Source organism: uncultured Polaribacter sp. (assembly GCF_947501385.1).
Classification (GTDB): Bacteria; Bacteroidota; Bacteroidia; order Flavobacteriales; family Flavobacteriaceae; genus Polaribacter.
Window position 1 is genome coordinate 79,147 of the sequence record NZ_CANMVP010000020.1, and the last position, 16,747, is coordinate 95,893.

Here is a 16,747-nt window from a genome sequence, read left to right on the forward strand (position 1 = left end):
CTGCAAAAATAGAATGACTTAAGATCTCTATTTGTAACCTATGTTACTTATAGAAAAGTATTTCAAATAAATTGAGGTAATTTAAGCTTTTAAAAGACTTATAAACAGTTCTTTTCCCTGTCTATTTTGATAAGAATTGTAACAAGGTTCCAATTTTAGCATTTTAAAGTAAGGCTCAAAATAGGCTTTGTATTCTTTTTTATTGCCACCAAAAGGTGGATGATTATCATTTAAAACGGCATCAAAAAGAAGTCCTACTAATTTTCCACTTTTATTTAAAATAGCATACATTTTGGCTGCATAATCTGGTCTTAAAGAGGGGGCTATGGCACAGAAAAAAGTTTGTTCTATGACCAAATCAAAAGTTGTTTTTAGTTCAAAAAAATCAGCCTGTATTAACTGTGAATCTGGAAGGTTTGGAACTCTCTTTTTAATATTATTTAAAGCTATTTTTGATAGATCTACTACATAAACATTTTCGAATCCGTTATTAAAAAGATATTCTGCTTCGTAAGAATTTCCTCCTCCAGGAATTAGTATTTTCAAACTTTTATTTTCAAGTTGATCAAAATAGGCTTTTAGCGGTGGTGAAACTTCCCCTAAATCCCAACCTGTTTTATTTGCTTTGTACTTATCATTCCAAAACGTTTCTGATAACTTCATTTTAATAAAATAAAAATTTATACATAAAAAAACACCTGAAAAAACAGGTGCTTGAGTAGAATTTGTGATTGCTAGCTAAAACTTGTTAAAATAGAAACCAACTCTTTTTTTTGCACCACTCCAGATTGTCTCCAAACTTGTTTTCCTGCTTTGTATATAACAAATGTTGGTACGCCTTTTACTTGGTATTTTGCTGCCAAAGATTGATTTTTATCTACATCTATTTTTATAATAGACACCTTATCTTGAAGTTCTTTTTTTACTTCTTTTAAAATCGGAACCATCATTTTACATGGACCACACCACTCTGCAAAAAAATCTACTAAAACGGGTTTTTCTTGATTTATAATTTCTGTGAAATTCATCTTTTATTTTTTAAAAACAATATATCAAATTTAATACCAAAGCAAAAAAAGAACGGTAACAAAAGTTACAGTTCTAAAACTTTAATGCTGTTTCTAAAAAGTTGAATTTTGTTTTCGTTTTCTAATTTTTTTAACAATCTCGATACCACTACTCTAGAAGTATGCAAATCTTCTGAAATTTCTTTATGCGTTACTGAAAGAGTATCATTGTGTGTGACCATTGCTTTGTCTTTTAAATATTTAAAGATACGCTTGTCCATTTTTAAAAAAGCAATAGTATCTACCGCCTCTAAAAGTTCATTGACTCTATTGTGGTAACTTTGTAAAATAAACGATTGCCAAGATTTATAATTACTTAACCAACTGGTCATTTTTTCTTTAGGTACCATTAACAATGCTACTTCTGTTTCTGCAACAGCTCTAATTTTGCTTTTAGTTTGCCCCATACAACACGATAAAGTCATCGCACAAGTATCTCCTTTTTCTAGATAATACAGTACCAATTCTTCTCCGTTTTCATCTTCTCTTAAAATTTTAATAGCGCCATTTAAAAGTAGCGGCATAGAAGTAATAAAATCACCTATTTCTATGATGGTACTATTGATGGAAAAGTTTTTTTGGACACCTACTTTTTTAATTTCGTCTAGTAGATTTTCTTCAAATACATACCCAAAATTTAAGTCTAGTTCATTCTTCATTATCAACGCTATTTATCATACAAATTTAAGAAATATAAAAGAACAAATTCGTTGTGTATACAATCAAAAAACCCGAGTAAAAACTCGGGCTTCTTCATTTTACTAACTATTACTATTCTTTTGGCTTGTCACTATTCATTAATAATAAAACAGTAACAACCAAACCAATTATAACTATTAAAAAAACACCTATCATTATGGTGCCGTTTGTCCAAGAAACTATGGGTACATTTAAAAATCTCATCTACTTTTTTAATTTCAGCATAAAATTAAAGCTTGCTGTTTTTTTAAAATATGATAAAAATCAGGTTTTAGAAGTTTACGTTTAAAATGTCTCCACTTAATTGCAACAATTGCAGTTCAATTAATTTTGCATCGAACTTTGCATTGTTAAATGCCGTTTTAGAATTGATTAAATTAATCTGAGCTTGTCTAAATTCGATCGAAGTAACCTGCCCTAGCTTGTAACGTTCTTGGGTTCTATCGAAATTATTTTGAGTGGTTTGCACATTTTTTTCTTGTGCCTTTAAGATGAATAATTGGTTCTTATAATTTTCCCACGTATTTTTTAGATTGTTATGTATGGTTACTTTCTGCTGTTCTAATAAAATTTGATCATTTTCTAGGGCAATTTTCGCATTTGCAACTCTGGTTTTTGTGGCGCCACCATCAAAGATATTCCAAGTAAAATTTAAACCTGCATTAAAACCATCAGAAGTAATTAATCTTGCACCAAAAGGATTTATTAAGTTTTCATTTTCTGTTCTATTGAATCCATAAGAAGCATTAAAATTTAAAGAAGGTAAATAGTTTGCCTCATTTATTTTAATATTGAACTCACTAATGGCAATGTTTTTCTCGTTTTGTTTTAAAACACTATTATTTAGTAGTGTTTTCTGTTGAAGATCTTCAAAATTCATCATTTTATTAAAGTCGACAGCTGTTTCAACTTGATAATTTACTTCTTTTTCAACTCCAAGAATTACATTCAGACCCCGTTTTGCATTCGATAATTGTTGTTTTGAATTTATCACTGAAATACTATCATTATTGATGTCTACTTCTGCATTTAATAATTCTAACCTAGTAGATTGGCCATATTCGTATTGATATTTTGCGCGCTCTAATCTTCTTTTAGAAATCATTAAAGCTTCTTCTAAGTTTGATGTATTTTCCGACAAACGTGCAATTTGAAAATAGACAGTGAACAACTGTAAATACGTATTTTCTATGGTTTCTTTTGCTTGTAACTCTGTTAAATTATAGGTTTCTTTTAATTGCTGATAATTGTATTTTCTTCCCAATCCATCAAAAATGGTATAGTTTAGACCTAGAGAAGAACTATATGTTTTTGTAATGATTCCATCGCCTCCAATTTCATTGTCTTCATTGGTATCTCTATCTTTAAATACCAACTCTTGATTGTTATTTCTATAATCGATCCCAGAAGTTACAGCAGCTGTAGGTAAATAACCACTATTATAAATACTCGAATTGTTTTTAGCAACTTCTAAGTTATTGTTTGCAATTTTAATTCCGAAATTGTTTTCTAGCGTGATTGCCAGAGCTTCTTTTTTAGTTAAAACTTCCTGCGTAAATCCTTTAAAAGAAAAGAACATTACAAGGATTATAATGCTGATTTTATTAAATTTCATCTTCATCATATTTAGATTCGATAATGGCTCTTTCTACTTCTTCTTTCGTAATTTTTTTGTCTGTTCTTAACCATTTTATTTGCACTTTTATCGTATTAGAAACTGCCAACATCAATGGCAACATCACCAACGTTAAAATGGTGGCAATTGCAATACCATAGGCAATAGAAATTGCCATCGGAATTAAGAATTGTGCTTGTCTACTTCTTTCGAAAATTAACGGTGCTAAACCTGCAATTGTAGTCAAAGAGGTTAAGAAAATGGCTCTAAAACGAGATTGACCTGCTTTTATTAATGCTTCGTCATATTTTAAACCTTCTTTTAAATAACTGTTGAATTTCCCAATTAAAACCAAACCGTCATTGACCATAATTCCTATCAAAGCAATGATTCCTAAAAAGGATAAAATTCCGATGGAAAAATTATGAATATAATGTCCCCAAATAACGCCAATCATACTAAATGGAATCATAATAATTAGCAAAATTGGCTGGCTGTAAGAACGAAATGTAAATGCGATTACAATATAGATCAACAATAAAATAATAGGCCCTACAAGCTGTACAGAATCTGTGGTTTTTTTCGCTTCTCTATTTTGCCCTTCGTACATAGGTGAAACTGTTGGGTATTTAGACAAAATTTCTGGCATAATAACCGTCTTAATATTATCTAAAATATCGGTTTCACTGGTTTCTAAATCTTTTAAATCTGCTGTTATTTGAATTTCGCGTTTCCCTTCTAAATGATTGATCGCAATATCTCCTCTTTCGATGGTATACATTGCAATTTCAGAAAACGGAACTCTGGTTCCCGTGGGCGTTATGATACGCATATCATCTAAATTCTTAATAGAAGACCTGTCTTTTTTATCGAAACGAACCCATACTTTTATTTCGTCTTGACCTCTCTGAAAACGCTGTGCTTGAAAACCAAAAAAACCAAAACGCACTTGACTCATTATAGATTGCAGGTTTAACCCTAATAAATAAGCATTGTCTTTTAATTTAATACGTACTTCTTTAATACCCGCAGGATCGTTGTCTGTTACGTCTTTTAATAACGGATTGTTTTCTAATTCTTGCTTTAGTTCTGCCTTTACAGCTTTTAATTCTGTAATATTGTTTCCTAACAAAGAAACAGCAACCGGGCTTCCGCCAAAATTACCTCCTGAACCAAACACCAAACTCTCTACACCATATACTTTTCCTACTAATTTCTGAATGGCATTTGTAATTTCTGGGGAAGAAAAATCGCGAGATTCACCTGGTAAAAGATTCACATTTAAAGTCGCATTTGCGCTTCCTGGACCTACTCTTTTAATTACATTTTCTACAACATCTTCGTCACCGGTTTGTTTTGCTGAATATTCTTTGTTTATCAACCACACTTTTTCTTCAATAAAAGAGATTACAGAATCTGTAATTTTCTCATTGGTTCCTTGTGGCATGTTTAGTGAAATTTGAATTCTATCACTCGCTACTCTTGGAAAAAATGAACTCTTAATAATACCACCTTCTAGTGCAGAAAAACTAATTAATAATGTGGCTATAAAAAGACAGAAGATAAAAATCTTATTATTTAAAGAGAATTTTAAAAATGGTACATAATAGGTGTCTCTAAAATTACTTAATAATGTATCTGCGCGTTTGTTTACTTTGTTAAAAAAAGCATCTAGTTTATTCGTTTTTTTGTCTTCGCCGTTTTCTAATTTTTTTCTATCTAATGCCTTCGAATGTGCAATATGTGCAGGCAAAATAATGAGTGCTTCAATTAAAGAAACGGACAAGGTTAACAATACAATTGTAGAGACTTCACCAAAGAAACTCCCAATTCTACCATCTACAAAAAAGAAGGTTGAAAAGGCAATAATTGTGGTTAAAATAGCAGATACAATTGGTGGAATTACTTCCATTGTTCCATCTATAGCAGCGCGGATTTTAGATTTTCCTAAGTCGTAATAATGGTGGTATATATTTTCTCCAATGACAATACCATCATCCACCAAAATACCGATAACGATAATCATTCCAAAAAGTGACAATACATTGATGGTAACACCAAACTGAGCTGCAAAAATAAACATTCCTAAAAAGGCAACTGGCAAACCAAATGCTACCCAAATTGCCAAACGTACGTTTAAGAAAAGTGCTAAAAAGAAAAGCACCAAAAGTATGCCTACAACGCCGTTTTCTATTAATAGTTTGGTTCTTCCGTTTAAGGTGATACTTCGATCGCTGGTAACACTTAACTGAACATTTTGTTGCTGCTGGTTGTATTTATCGATGTATTCTTTAATTCTATCTGCAGACGAAATTAAGTCTTCATTATTCGTGTTGCTTACCGTAATATCTATGGCTAAATTGCCATTATAATACAATCTATCTGGGGTTTCTGACCAAGTATCTCTTAAAGTTGCAATATCTTTTAAACGAATAATGTTTCCGTTTGCTTCTGTTCTAACAATTAAATTCTGAAGTTCAATACCGTAATAAGAACGATTGCTTGCACGAATTAAATAATCTTCATCTGCTGTTTTAATATTACCACCCGTAATTAAGATATTAGAATTCCGCACTGCATTGGCAACTTCTGTAAAAGATAAATTATAGGCTCTTAAATCATTTTCGCGAACTGCAATTTCAATCTCCTCTTCAGGAAAACCAGAAATTTCAACTTGAGAAATCCCTTCAATTCCACGAATGTCGTTTTCTACATTTCTTGCATATTGTTTTAATGCTTTTAAAGAAACATTTTCTCCACTTATCGTAAAACTAATAGTGGGTCTAATACTTTCTACTTTTGCAATTACAGGAGGTTCCATTCCTGAAGGAAAAGACGGAACTCTATCTACTGCATTTTTTACATCCGATAAAACAATATCTATATTTTTTCCTTTTTCTACTTCTACATTTACGCTTGCAGAATTTTCGCTCGAAACTGAGGTCACTCTTTCTACACCAACAATTCCTTTTAAATTGTCTTCTATTTTTAGTACAACACCTTCTTCCATTTCTGCTGGTGAAGCTCCAGGATATGCCAAAGTAATTCTAATTAACTGAGAGTCTACCAATGGAAAAAAGGAAGATTTCATGCTAAACGCACCAATAAAACCAAAAATAATAAAGGCAATAATAATTACATTTACAGCAACAGGATATTTTATAAAATAAGTAATGATTTTTTTCATAGCTTATTTCTTTTTGTTGATTTTTACAATCATACCATCAAAAGCGCCTGGTAAGGTTTGTGTTAGAATTTTATCATTATTATTCAATCCTCTAATTACTACATTTTCTGCACCAAAATATACAGGCGTAACATTTACAAGACTTAAAATGCTATCATTTTTTACAGTGTAAACTGCCGTATTGTCGACTAATAATTTTCTTGAAATTTCTATGGCGTCACTTTCAGATTTTGCAACTAAATCTGCCTCTAAAAACATGCCTTCTTTTAAATCAGAACTTTTTACATCTATAAAAGCCTTTATGGTTTGCGAAACTTGATCTACTCTACCGTTTACTCGAACCACATTACCAATGTATTGTTTTGATTTTTCTAAATTAGAAAGTGCTACAGCATTGCCCACTTTTAATAAATCTGCAAATTCTGAATTTATAGAAACTTCCATTTCATAGATACTTGGATCTATAAATTCGCCCAATTTTTGTCCTACTCTTACCAAGGTTCCAGGACTTACGAGCGCTTCTGTTAAAATTCCAGAAAAAGGCGCTCTTATTCTGTGTTTTGAATACCGAACTTCTACATTTTTAACATTGTAATACGCTGTTAGAATTCCTCTACCAGAAATAAAATATTTTTCTTTATCTGTGGTAAATTCTGGTAATTTAGGCGTTGTTTTATTAATGTCAAAACTTTTTAAATAAGCTTCCCATTTTTCGAATTCGTTCGGGTAGTCTAATCGTATATCTGGCATTATAGACGTAATTAGATTGTACAAGTTGCTTTTTTGAGATTGCAAGCTTGCATAAAATTCATCACTATTAATGCTCAATAAAACTTCACCTCTATAATAATTAGTCCCTGCTTTAAATGCTTTTCTTGAGGGTCTTAAAACACCCTGTACTTCAGAAAAAATATCTATTTTATTTTTTGCAGTAAGATTACCGCTTGCAGATAAGATAATAGGAATTTCTTTATTTTCAACATTTTGAACAAAAACCGTTTTTATTTGTTTGTTGAACTTCGGTTTTGGTTTTTGGTTTTTTTCTACAATATAGTTTCCTAATAAAATAGCACCTATAATAGCTAAAACACCTAAGATAGCTAGAATTATTTTTCTCATAATTAGTGGGTTGAACTTTCTAAAAGAATAAAGAAAGATTTTTATAGTTATTGCAAAGATACTTTTTAGACATTTGGCATTTTGTATCGTTTAAAACAACTTTGTTAAAGAAACGTTATAATTGCCCGTTTTCTACTCTAAAAACTTGAAATCACTTTTTTTTTAGGGTTGATATAACGACAAATACTATAAATGTTTTCTACATTTAAAGTTTCTAAAGCTCAAATAAATATTTTATTAGAAATAAAAACATATCTTATAAAATATAATTTAATTGAAAACAGTACGATGCAAATAACTACAGAAAACTCAAAAATATTAACTATTTGATTTGCTACTCTAACACAAACACCGCTTTATTTTTCTCTTCTATTGAAGAAATTCCTTTAGAAATTTGGGACTCTCTCCAGTGTGAAAAGAACATTTATTTTCATCAGGGATTTTTAAAATCTATTGAGAAAAATCATCCAGAAATTACGTTTTCTTATATTGTTTTGGTTGATGATCATGAGCTTCCCATTGCTTTTTCATCTATTCAAGTGATCGATTTTTATATCAATTCAATTCAGAATGATTTTGATTTTTTAAAGAATTTAGGAAGAAGATTACGCATTTTAAAAGATAACAGACCTTTAAAACTATTAATATCTGGAAACACTTTTGTAAGTGGAGAACATGGGCTCTTTATAAAGCAAGACCAAGACAAACAGAAAGTAATTCTAGCGTTGGCAAAAGCAATTAATCATTTTGTAAATTCTAACAAAGCATTGAAAAATAAGATTGATGCTTTTCTACTGAAAGACTTTGTAAATGAATCTTTATTTATAACAGAAAAATTAAAAGAAGTAAGCTACAATCCGTTTTCTGTAGAACCAAATATGATGCTAAGTATAGACGATAATTGGCAAAGTTTTGATGATTATTTAGCCGCTATGAAGACCAAATTTCGTGTAAAAGCAAAAAAAGCGTTCAAACAAAGTGCTGCTCTTAAAATAGAAGATATAACTCTTGCGAATATAGAAAGTAAGGTCTCTGAAATGACCTCTTTGTATAAAAAAGTTGCTGCGAGTTCGAATTTTAATTTAGGCGATTTTAATTTAGAGACCTATAAAGATCTTAAAGAAAATTTAGGCGAAAACTATATTTTAAAATCCTTTTATCTCAACGATAAATTAGTTGGTTTTATGTCTGGTATTGTTAACAACAACTCTTTAGATGCGCATTTTGTTGGCATCGATTATGCTTTAAACAGAACCTATGCCATCTACCAAAGAATGTTGTATTCCTACATAGAAATCGCGATTCATAAAAAGTTAAAAAGAATCAATTTTGGAAGAACTGCCAGTGAAATTAAAAGTTCTGTGGGTGCAATCCCCGAAGATTTAACCATGTATCTTCGTCATAAAAAAACCATTACAAACAAAATTTTAAAGTTATTTTTGCAACGAATTCAGCCAACACCTTTTCAACAAAAATTTCCATTTAAAAAGTAAAATAAATGCAAACTAGTGAAGAATTAATTGCCCTTTTAAACTTATCCGATTTAGGGGATAATACTTTTAGCGGAAACAGTTACACCATTGGTAGTCCACATGTTTTTGGTGGCCAAGTTGTAGCACAATCTGTGAATGCTGCTTACAGAACAATTCCAAAAAATCGTTTTTTACATTCTTTACACTCTTATTTTTTAGAAGCCGGAGATTTAACCATTCCTATTCATTATCACGTGGCAGAAATGCGAGATGGAGGCAGTTTTTCTACCAGAAGAGTAACCGCCAGCCAAAACAATAAAACTATTTTTATTTTAGCTGCTTCATTTCATCAAAAAGAAAAAGGTTTTGAGCATCAAACTATTTTTGATACAGACCTAAAACAACCAGAAGATTTATTAAGTTGGGACGATATGTTGGCTAAATTTGGCGATTTTTTACCAAAATCTACCAGAGCATTTTTAAGCATCAAAAGACCTATAGAATTTAAACCCGTAAGGCTACCCAATCCTTTAGAACCTAAAGATCTGCCAGCAAATGAACAAGTTTGGTTTCGTTTAAAAGGAAATCACACCCATTTAAATAGCAGAACCAAACAAGAAATTCTTACTTATATTTCTGATTATAATGTTTTAAATGCGGCTTTTAATCCAAATGCAAGCGAATACAATTTTGGCAATACACAAACGGCAAGTTTAGATCATTCGATGTGGTTTTTTAGAGATTTTAGTTTTGATGATTGGATGTTGTTTTCAGCAGAATCGCCCAATGCTTTTGGCGCAAGAGGTTTGGCAAAAGGTAATATTTTTACAAGAGATGGTACATTAGTGGCTTCTTTTGCTCAAGAAGGATTGTTAAGACCGAAGAAGTAGTAGGCAGTAGGCAGTAGGCAGTAGGCAGTAGGCAGTAGGCAGTAGGCAGTAGGCAGTAGGCAGTAGGCAGTAGGCAAAAATAAAAATTCTACAACTTTTGAAACTTTGAAACTAAAAAAATAAAATATGAATGACGCTTTATTATATGTATTTACAACCAACGGGATCCTGTTTTTAATTAGTATTCTTTTTTTTAAATTTCCACCGAAAAAGATAAATAGTCTTTATGGTTATAAAACACCTAAAGCAATGCAAAACCAACAAATCTGGGATTTTGCAAACACTACCTTCAATAGAAGTTTTCTAATCTATGCTGGTATTTCTTTTCTTGCAGGTTTGGTATTTGCAGAGTTTTTAAAGGCCGAATTAACTTGGCAGCCCATGGCTTTTGTTTTTTTAACAATCATAGTTAGTATTGTAAAAACCGAAAAAGCGTTGACCGAAAATTTTACAGAAGAAGGGAAAAGAAAAAAATAGTTTAAAAATTAGCCATAAATGAGATCGATAAATTTCTTCCTGCAGAAGCAACTCCTGAAGCAAATTCTATATAATGTTCGTCTAATAAATTATCGAGTCTTGCTTGTACAGAGAAGTTAGAATTCACAACATATCTTCCATTCAAACCTAAAGTAATCCAACTTGGTGTGCCGTAAAATTTATTTACATCCTCTGTCGCATTTTGATTTACAATGGGTGTTAAATCATGATTGTCTATTCCTTCTGTGATATTAAAATCTTCAATATCTTTTTTAGAATTAAAACGAAGATTTGCGCCTAATTCTATTTTATCTAGCTTGTAGTTTACTTCAAACTGCCCAAATAAAGGCGGAATTGAAGACATCGGCTCATTGGTATCATAGGTTCTTCCTTTTGTATAGGTGATAAAACCAGAAGTGTTCCATCTGTTAGAAATTTTCCCTAAATAGTTGGCTGTAAAACCAGTGATATACGCTCTGTCTTTATTTTGATTGGAAACTGCATTTCCAAATTCACCATCAAACTCTACTTGTCTTACACTACCATCTTCATTATACACAAAATCTCTTTGAATATAATTGTCTAGCAATGTGTAATAAAAATTGGCTCCAAAACGGAACTTCTTATCATTAAAATATTTCTGAATTCCGAATTCTGCACTGTAGGCGAATTCTGGTGTTTCATTCACATTCGGTATGGTAATATTTCCTGCTTTTTCACGAACCCTACCTACATCATCTATGTTTGGAGAACGAAAACCTGAAGAAATAACCGTGTTTAATTGCCAATTATTATTGGGTCTAAAAACATATCCAAGACTTGCGGTTACCGCAGCATTATTTAAACTAATATTTTTGTCTTCAAATTCAAGAAAGGTTTCATCAATCCACTTCGCTTTTAAATGTGTGTTGGTAAATCGAATCCCAGAATTTAATGTAGATCTGCTACTAAGATCTTGTCTATAATCTGCATAAACCGCAGAGCTTACATAACTACTTCCACCGTCTGGATATCGAGATTGTACTTTAAAATCATCAGAAAAACCATTAATTTCTCCGTTTTCGATATTTAATGTTTTACCATACGAATTAGAATTTACATCATTATGAGTAACCTCAAAACCATACGAAAGTGTTCTTGTTTTATCTTCTGTTAGTGATACAGAAAAATCTCCATTAACACTTAAAACTTCTACAGTTTCTTCTCTATAAGAGCGATCTAGACTTCCAAACTTTCTTTGAATTCTACTTTCTTGTATATTTTGATAAGCAGCAGTGATAGCTCCTGTTTCTAGCCAAAATTCATTCGGATTTATTAATAATTGAGAAGAAATTAACAAACGTTTTTGAGGACCGTAATACCATTCTGCAAACTTTAAATCAGAGATATCTGTTTCGTCATCTAATTCTGTTAGTCTGTCGAACCTAGGAATGTCTGAAGATGTAGAATATTGAAGGTTTACTTTTAAATCTGTATTTTTTGATAAAGGAACAAAGAATTTCTGTAAAACATCTGTTTGATTGTAACCTGTATTTCTCTGTAAATTAGGATCAGAATTCTTCGTTGGGTCTATCTTATAATTTCCATTTAAATTTTCTGAAAAATAAAATACTTTCCCCCAATCTTCAAAACCATGCGAACGATTTTCACCTGCTTTTAAATCACCAAAATCACTATAAGAAACACTTGTTAAAGATGCCCAATTTTTTCTTCGAATCTCTGCGGTAACATTTGTTGTAATTTCTTGGTTAATTGTAGAAAATCTAGAAAAAAACTGACTTTTCACTTCATTTTCTTCAGATAATTTTGGTGTTTTTGTATAATAATGAATAACACCTCCTAAAGCATCTGAACCATAAATTACAGAGGAAGGTCCAAATACAACTTCTGTTTTGTCTAACATATTTGGCGCAACAGAAATGGCATTTTGTAAATGTCCTTTTCTATAAATCGCATTGTTCATACGAACACCATCTACCACCAACAAAACACGGTTAGATTCCATACCACGAATTACTGGACTTCCACCCCCAAATTGAGATTTTTGAACTTTAATTCCTGGAATTGTGGCCAGTAAGTCTGCTGAAGTTTGCGGAGATATTTTTTGAATTTCTCTTGCATTTAACACCGCAATTTGTTCTGCAATTCTATTTGTTTTTGCCTCTTTTTTAAAAACCGATAAAACTATTTCGTCTAATTGCTCAGATTCTTTTGTTAAATAAACAATGTAATTTTTAGTTTTTAAAGTAGATTTTCGTACTCTTAAAACGGCATAAGAAATATGAGAAAATGTAATAGTTTCTATATTTTTAAAATCAGAAATCGCTACAAAACCATTTTTATCTGTTGTTAGATTTACAGCGCCATTGTCTCCAAAAACACTAACATTTCTAACCACTTTGCCTGTTTGTTTGTCTAAAACTTTTACTTTTTGAGAAAAAGCGATACTGCTAATTAAAAAAAGGATTGTAAAAAATAAATATTTCATCAATTAAAAACTGCTTCTAAAATTTGTAAGGATTTTGGTTTTCTAAAACCGTCCAAATGTAATTCAAAATATCTTATTATAAGTTGTAAAACCAATTGCCTTTCGTTTTTACTAAAAGACACTTTTTCTATATCATCAAAATTTATGCCTAACAACTTTTTAAACTGATAAAATTCGTTTCCTGAAATTACATTTTTATTAGCAGTTGATGCTGAGAAACTTCCATTTAACAAATCGAAACCAAAAATTTCGTTTTCTGTGATGTCTGGATAAAAACCTAAATATTTCGTTGAATTCAGCAGAAAAAGTAAATGAAAATTAGCTATTTTATCGTGCACATCTAACCAAACTAAGGCAGTTTCTAAATAGTTGTAAAAATGTATGTTCTTTTCTTCCTCTTGAATGCTATTGGTCAAAACTTCAGAAATAAATAAGACAACAGATTGCTTTACAATATCTCTATAAATAGTTTTGTATGGATTTAAAATTTGAACTTCTTTTAGAGTATTAAGTGTACCCTTTGAATTATGATTCGCCACTAAAGTTAGCTGCGTTAAAGGCTGAAAATAGGCAACTTTAATTCCGCCTTTTTTCGCTTTTAAAATTCCTTTTATAATATAAGATTTAACACCTTCTTGCTCTGTATAACATTTTACAATTAAGCTAGTGTCACTAAATTTTAAGGAGCTTAAAACGATTGCTTTTGTTGTTATTGAAGCCATTAGTTCACAATCGCAATTTTGGTAACAGCACTTTCTGAAGCGTCATCATTTGATAATAAAACGATGTAGATTCCAGAAGCCACAGTATTTCCTGCTAGGTTTTTTTTATTCCAAACTACTTTTCCTCCTTGTAACTCTTGCCCTTCAACCACATTTGTTTCATACACCAAATTACCAGCAACATCTAAAATTTTTACATTTGTTCCTTTAGGTAAATGCGTACCATTTCTACCATCTATAGTAACAGTCTCGTGATTTTTCAGGGCAGGATTTGGATATGCGTAAACAGCGCCTAAAACATCACCAAAAGGTGCCACATTGCTATTGTAAGCCACAATACCTTTGTCTGTAGCAAAGTATACTTTCCCTGTAGTAGTATCTACTTTTATTTTTAGAATTCTGTTAGAAGGTAAAGGCGAATTTTGTTTGCTGAAGTTTGCAATAGTGGTTTGCCCACTTGGGTTTGTATACAATGCACCACCGTTGTCTGTTCCAATCCATTTATTATCTGCTCCATCAACAAATATGGTATTAATTGTTTGATCTCCTGCTAACTTGTTTGCAACACCATCATCTAAAATTATAATAGGATTGGCATTAGAAACGGTTTCTTCAAAAATACCTGAAGCATTGGTATAAACAACCAGACCAGATCTTGTACCCAACCAAATACTATTACTTCTATCTACAGCAACAGTTCTTACTGTTGCATCTGGTAAGTTCCCTAAATTAGGCGTTGCAATTAAAGACTTTTTTCTATTTCCATTTTCATTAAACACAAAAACACCGTTATTTCTAGAGCCATACCAAACACTGTTATTTCTATCTATAATCATTTCACTCAAACCAAATGATGCACTTGTCTTAACAGATCCCATATCATAACTAGACCATTGACCATTCACGGATAGTTTTTTTAACTCATTTGGCACCCCAATATTTGTTACCCACAAATTACCTTGACTGTCTAAAGCTGTTCCACTAATTCTAAGAGTAACTCTACTTGGGTCTAAAACTTCAATATCTTGCAATGGACTATTTAAATGATTATAAAAGGTGGTAATTTCATCATTTTCTACGACCAAAAGACCTCCCGAAGCCACACTATTTACATTGCTAGTGCTCCCAAAAGAACTTATATATACCTTGTTTTCAGCATTTGTATCTATAGTAATATGGCTTAAATCTGTTACAGGAAAAGCAGGATTGTATGGTGTATTGATCCAATTTTCTCCATTGAAATGGCTAAAACCTTGTTTATTTAAAACTGGAGTAAACGTACCATCATAACCACCGTAAACTACCCATAAATCAGCATTATTTGCAGCTATTGAAAACACTTCATTAGATAGGGGACCTTCTGGATGAATTTCTAAATAATCATTTGGTTGATTGAATGTTGCTGCTAATATTCCGAACTCTTGAGTTGCTAAAAAAGCGGTGTTATTTTCAAAAAAGGCGGTATTTAAAGAATAGTCAAAATTACTATCTGATGAAAATTGACCAACTTCACTCATATTTACATCAAGAACTACGGCTAATGTATTTAAGGAAATACTCAAGTTTGTAGAAGATTCTTTAATACTTGTAATATTTTCAGAAAAATTTCTTACTTCCACTAAATTTGTTCCATCAAACTCAAACAATTTAGAGCCTTCAAAAACATATAAATCATTTAATAAAGAAATTCCTTTAAAGTTTCTACCAGAAAACAATTGTTGCCAATTATTGTAATCGATAAGGGTATTACTAGTAATATCTGCCTTAAAAATACCATTTTCTGTTACAGCATAAATTATATTATTAGCAATAATGGTTTCATTTATTTTTACAGCGGCAGAATTATTCCCAATAAAATAAGTATCTCCAAATTCTAATTTTTCTATATCATAAACTACCACTGCAAAAGGTGTAGATAAGTACAATTTGTTATTAAATTCTGAGATGTGATTGATGCTTTTTTCTCCAGATTGATTAAAATTAACAATATCCGAAGAAATCGTAATGGTTCCATCATCATCTACAACCTCAACCAAACCATTCTCATAACCAATTACCAATCTTTTAAAAGCACTATTGTAATAAATAGCGGTAGTAGTTTCACCGGATAAACCTTGTACAGAAGAGAGCTTATCAACATCACCATTAGAAACATTGTAAGTAAACACAGCATTATCTGACAGTGCGTAAATGATATTATTTACCTTTGTAAAATTTTTTACATTATTATAGGAATAAAAATCTTCCCAAGAAGCACTATAATCTGTTTGAGAGTTTATTGTGAAAGAAATAATTAGAATATAAAAAGAAAAGAGTTTTTTCATTGAAATATGATATCGATTCAAAGATATTTATTTATTGTTACAATAACGCCAAAAGATACTACATTAGTACAATATTGAAAAGGATTTTATGGGCATAGAAATAGAAAGAAAATTTTTAGTAAAAAACCTAGATTTTAAAAAGGAGAGTTTTAAAAAAAATTATCTAAAACAGGGGTATTTAAATTCTGATAATAGGAGAACCGTAAGAATTAGAATTACAGATGAAAATGCTTTTATTACGATAAAGGGAAAATCTAACAAAGATGGAACCACTAGATTTGAGTGGGAAAAAGAAATAGCAATCTCTGAAGCTGAAGAACTGTTACTTCTTTCTGAAACAAACCTGATTGAAAAAAATAGGTATCTCATTAAAAAAGGATCACATACTTTTGAAGTTGATGAGTTTTTAGGTGATAATTTAGGGCTAATCGTTGCAGAAGTAGAATTAAATTCTGAAGATGAACAATTTGAGAAACCGAACTGGCTGGCTAAAGAAGTTACTGGAAAAATAAAGTATTACAATTCTAACCTAAGTAAACATCCATTTAAAAAATGGGCATAAAAACCTCGAACAAAAGCTCGAGGAAATTTAATAAACCTATCCCCTAAATAAATTTATTGAGTTAGTCATTTAATTTCCGTATATTTAAGTCAATAAAACTAGGATAATGGAACAATTTGAAGGAC

14 protein-coding genes are annotated in these 16,747 nt (G+C 31.1%); 4 read left to right on the forward strand and 10 right to left on the reverse strand.

Going from position 1 to position 16,747, the window contains the following annotated elements:
- Positions 1-81 precede the first annotated feature (81 nt).
- From Q0998_RS13565 to Q0998_RS13595, 7 genes are all read right to left on the reverse strand, one after another.
- Positions 82-663: a methyltransferase domain-containing protein gene (locus Q0998_RS13565; protein ID WP_299670615.1), complete on the reverse strand. Its 582-nt coding sequence runs from the start codon at positions 661-663 to the stop codon at positions 82-84.
- Positions 664-734: 71 nt separating this feature from the next.
- On the reverse strand, positions 735-1,028 hold the full coding sequence (gene trxA, locus Q0998_RS13570; RefSeq protein ID WP_299670617.1) for a thioredoxin: 294 nt from the start codon (positions 1,026-1,028) through the stop codon (positions 735-737).
- A gap of 65 nt (positions 1,029-1,093) precedes the next feature.
- Complete coding sequence (locus Q0998_RS13575; protein WP_299670619.1) at positions 1,094-1,726, reverse strand: Crp/Fnr family transcriptional regulator; 633 nt, start codon at positions 1,724-1,726, stop codon at positions 1,094-1,096.
- 112 nt (positions 1,727-1,838) lie between these two features.
- Positions 1,839-1,970 (reverse strand): hypothetical protein, encoded by a 132-nt coding sequence (locus Q0998_RS13580; RefSeq protein ID WP_299670621.1) that lies wholly within the window; start codon positions 1,968-1,970, stop codon positions 1,839-1,841.
- A gap of 67 nt (positions 1,971-2,037) precedes the next feature.
- Entirely contained in the window at positions 2,038-3,381 is a 1,344-nt protein-coding gene (locus Q0998_RS13585) for a TolC family protein (RefSeq protein ID WP_299670623.1), read from the reverse strand.
- Entirely contained in the window at positions 3,371-6,568 is a 3,198-nt protein-coding gene (locus Q0998_RS13590) for an efflux RND transporter permease subunit (RefSeq protein ID WP_299670625.1), read from the reverse strand. Before Q0998_RS13590 ends, Q0998_RS13585 begins: the two co-directional genes overlap by 11 nt.
- A 3-nt stretch (positions 6,569-6,571) precedes the next feature.
- Entirely contained in the window at positions 6,572-7,687 is a 1,116-nt protein-coding gene (locus tag Q0998_RS13595; protein ID WP_299670627.1) for an HlyD family efflux transporter periplasmic adaptor subunit, read from the reverse strand.
- 326 nt (positions 7,688-8,013) lie between these two features.
- On the opposite strand from Q0998_RS13595, the gene Q0998_RS13600 reads away from it, so the two are divergent.
- From Q0998_RS13600 to Q0998_RS13610, 3 genes are all read left to right on the forward strand, one after another.
- Positions 8,014-9,180, forward strand: a complete 1,167-nt coding sequence (locus Q0998_RS13600; RefSeq protein ID WP_299670629.1) for a GNAT family N-acetyltransferase — start codon at positions 8,014-8,016, stop codon at positions 9,178-9,180.
- Positions 9,181-9,185: 5 nt separating this feature from the next.
- The gene (locus Q0998_RS13605; RefSeq protein ID WP_299670631.1) at positions 9,186-10,049 is read left to right on the forward strand and encodes an acyl-CoA thioesterase II; all 864 of its coding nucleotides are present in this window, start codon (positions 9,186-9,188) and stop codon (positions 10,047-10,049) included.
- A gap of 126 nt (positions 10,050-10,175) precedes the next feature.
- Positions 10,176-10,526: an SdpI family protein gene (locus tag Q0998_RS13610; RefSeq protein ID WP_299670633.1), complete on the forward strand. Its 351-nt coding sequence runs from the start codon at positions 10,176-10,178 to the stop codon at positions 10,524-10,526.
- A gap of 1 nt (position 10,527) precedes the next feature.
- Here Q0998_RS13610 and Q0998_RS13615 read toward each other — a convergent pair whose 3' ends face one another.
- From Q0998_RS13615 to Q0998_RS13625, 3 genes are read right to left on the reverse strand one after another with little or no spacing between them, the layout of a single operon-like run.
- Positions 10,528-13,014, reverse strand: coding sequence for a TonB-dependent siderophore receptor (locus tag Q0998_RS13615; RefSeq protein WP_299670659.1), 2,487 nt, complete (start codon positions 13,012-13,014; stop codon positions 10,528-10,530).
- Positions 13,014-13,736: a DNA repair protein RecO gene (gene recO, locus Q0998_RS13620; RefSeq protein WP_299670661.1), complete on the reverse strand. Its 723-nt coding sequence runs from the start codon at positions 13,734-13,736 to the stop codon at positions 13,014-13,016. The genes Q0998_RS13615 and recO overlap by 1 nt, the downstream gene beginning before the upstream one ends.
- The gene (locus tag Q0998_RS13625; protein WP_299670663.1) at positions 13,736-16,060 is read right to left on the reverse strand and encodes a hypothetical protein; all 2,325 of its coding nucleotides are present in this window, start codon (positions 16,058-16,060) and stop codon (positions 13,736-13,738) included. Before Q0998_RS13625 ends, recO begins: the two co-directional genes overlap by 1 nt.
- 88 nt (positions 16,061-16,148) lie before the next feature.
- Here Q0998_RS13625 and Q0998_RS13630 point away from each other — a divergent pair, with 88 nt between their 5' ends.
- Positions 16,149-16,622 (forward strand): CYTH domain-containing protein, encoded by a 474-nt coding sequence (locus Q0998_RS13630; RefSeq protein WP_299670665.1) that lies wholly within the window; start codon positions 16,149-16,151, stop codon positions 16,620-16,622.
- Positions 16,623-16,747 lie beyond the last annotated feature (125 nt).

Bases quoted from the DNA above. Each gene is read 5' to 3' on its own strand.
- Q0998_RS13565 (WP_299670615.1), bottom strand. From the start codon at position 663: ATGAAGTTATCAGAAACGTTTTGGAATGATAAGTACAAAGCAAATAAA.
- recO (WP_299670661.1), bottom strand. From the start codon at position 13,736: ATGGCTTCAATAACAACAAAAGCAATCGTTTTAAGCTCCTTAAAATTT.
- Q0998_RS13580 (WP_299670621.1), bottom strand. From the start codon at position 1,970: ATGAGATTTTTAAATGTACCCATAGTTTCTTGGACAAACGGCACCATA.
- Q0998_RS13615 (WP_299670659.1), bottom strand. From the start codon at position 13,014: ATGAAATATTTATTTTTTACAATCCTTTTTTTAATTAGCAGTATCGCT.
- Q0998_RS13610 (WP_299670633.1), top strand. From the start codon at position 10,176: ATGAATGACGCTTTATTATATGTATTTACAACCAACGGGATCCTGTTT.
- Q0998_RS13625 (WP_299670663.1), bottom strand. From the start codon at position 16,060: ATGAAAAAACTCTTTTCTTTTTATATTCTAATTATTTCTTTCACAATA.
- trxA (WP_299670617.1), bottom strand. From the start codon at position 1,028: ATGAATTTCACAGAAATTATAAATCAAGAAAAACCCGTTTTAGTAGAT.
- Q0998_RS13630 (WP_299670665.1), top strand. From the start codon at position 16,149: ATGGGCATAGAAATAGAAAGAAAATTTTTAGTAAAAAACCTAGATTTT.
- Q0998_RS13585 (WP_299670623.1), bottom strand. From the start codon at position 3,381: ATGAAATTTAATAAAATCAGCATTATAATCCTTGTAATGTTCTTTTCT.
- Q0998_RS13595 (WP_299670627.1), bottom strand. From the start codon at position 7,687: ATGAGAAAAATAATTCTAGCTATCTTAGGTGTTTTAGCTATTATAGGT.
- Q0998_RS13590 (WP_299670625.1), bottom strand. From the start codon at position 6,568: ATGAAAAAAATCATTACTTATTTTATAAAATATCCTGTTGCTGTAAAT.
- Q0998_RS13575 (WP_299670619.1), bottom strand. From the start codon at position 1,726: ATGAAGAATGAACTAGACTTAAATTTTGGGTATGTATTTGAAGAAAAT.
- Q0998_RS13605 (WP_299670631.1), top strand. From the start codon at position 9,186: ATGCAAACTAGTGAAGAATTAATTGCCCTTTTAAACTTATCCGATTTA.